This is a genomic window from Streptomyces sp. NTH33 (assembly GCF_003236365.1).
In the GTDB taxonomy this organism is placed as follows: Bacteria; Actinomycetota; Actinomycetes; order Streptomycetales; family Streptomycetaceae; genus Streptomyces.
Map to the genome: position 1 here is coordinate 1 of NZ_POTZ01000874.1, position 1445 is coordinate 1445.

The window sequence follows — 1445 nt, forward strand, 5'->3', positions numbered from 1 at the left end:
ACTGTCGACCGCCCCTCCGCCGCCTACACCGACCAAGCAGCAGAGTGCCGAGCAGCACCCCTCAGCGCATCAGGAACTGGCCGCGTTCATCCGTACGCGGGTGGGGACGTTCACGTGTACGCCGACACGAGGGCGACTGCGAGAAGGGCGATGGTCGCGAACCTGCCGTCTCCGGCGAAGGGCAGCACGCCTGCTCCGGCGAGTACGGCGACCAGGCCGAGAAGGGCCGCTTCCCCGGCGAACGCGGTGGCCAGCCAGCGGCCGGACCGGTCGGCGAGGGCGTGCGCGACCCGGCCGCCGGCCAGCGCGCCGAGTACGAATCCTGCGATCGCGATCATCGAGGCGATCGCGGACAGGCCGGAGCCCGGGTCCGCGGCGAAGCCGAGGAAGACCACGTTGCCCGTCATGTTCGCCACAAAGACCCGGCCCAGGCTCAGGTAACTGACCGCGTCGACAAGTCCGGTGACCACGGTCAGGGTCAGCAGCGCGGCCACCGTCTGCCGGGAACCGAGCGGAGAGGGAACGGCCATGAGGGATCATCTCTCTTGGGCTTGGCGTGTTCAGCTGATCGCGCCGAGTGTGGCGCTGACGCTGGTAATGATCGCCCCACCGATCGCGATGGCGACGAAAGAGCGCAGAAAGCCCGTGCCGAAGAAGCGCCACCGGATCCGGGCCAGGGTCACCAGCTCAACTGCGATCATGCTCGGTTGCGGCCGGCAGCGCGGCGCGGTAGTCCGGGATCAGAGAGGGCAGGTGTGCGGCACGCCGCCGAGGAATGTGCCCGCTCCGGTGATCGAGCCGCGCAGAATGGGGCTCCCGCGCCCAGTCAGGTCCCCGGTGTCAGACAGGCCCTCCGAGAAGGCCATGCTGACGCCCGCACCGATCGTGGTGGCCAGCCCGGCGAAGAACGCGTAGGTCGGCTGGTGTGTGGCGAACGCGACGGCGAAGACTGGCGCCAGCGTGGACAGCGAGCCGTCGCTCAGCCCGATCAGCGCGGGCTGAGCCCGCTGCAGAAGAAACGACCCATCGCCGGGGACTGCGGATGGACGGGTCACGGATGGAAGGCGGCCGATACCCGGCGGCCGGCATCGTCCCGGTGGAGGCCCGGGTCACCATCCCGCGCCGGCGGCAGCCGCCGACCGCCCGCGCGGCCCGGCAGCCGCTGCAATCCCGCACTGCAACACCGAGGCGCGGTGCACCCTGACCTGCTGCGCCCTCGGGGCCATGGTCGGGCGGTGCGCAGCCGTTGCACGGGCGTCGGCAGCTGGGCTTGGCTCCAGCCGGCTGTGCCGCCGGGGGCCGGGACGGGCCGCCGTGCGGGCTGGCAAGGACCGCCGTGCTGGTCGTCGAGCCGGCGCTTGGGCGGCTGGATGGCCGGGTCAGGCCTTGCGACGGGCCGGGGCTGTGGTGGTGCGGAGGGCGGGGTCGTTGCGCAGGCGGAGGAA

The 1445-nt window shown here is 71.8% G+C and carries 3 protein-coding genes; all 3 read right to left on the minus strand.

The window, feature by feature from the left end; all coding sequences use genetic code 11:
• Nucleotides 1–110 precede the first annotated feature (110 nt).
• Genes C1I97_RS37150 through C1I97_RS37155 form a run of 3 tightly spaced genes read right to left on the minus strand, consistent with a single transcriptional unit; the run spans nt 111 to nt 1055 of the window.
• Nucleotides 111–530: a DUF1275 family protein gene (locus C1I97_RS37150; protein WP_111007272.1), complete on the minus strand. Its 420-nt coding sequence runs from the start codon at nt 528–530 to the stop codon at nt 111–113.
• A 30-nt stretch (nt 531–560) separates the two neighbouring features.
• The gene (locus C1I97_RS40450; protein ID WP_181447095.1) at nt 561–701 is read right to left on the minus strand and encodes a hypothetical protein; all 141 of its coding nucleotides are present in this window, start codon (nt 699–701) and stop codon (nt 561–563) included.
• A 39-nt stretch (nt 702–740) separates the two neighbouring features.
• Complete coding sequence (locus C1I97_RS37155) at nt 741–1055, minus strand: VIT1/CCC1 transporter family protein (RefSeq protein ID WP_111007273.1); 315 nt, start codon at nt 1053–1055, stop codon at nt 741–743.
• Nucleotides 1056–1445: the final 390 nt, after the last annotated feature.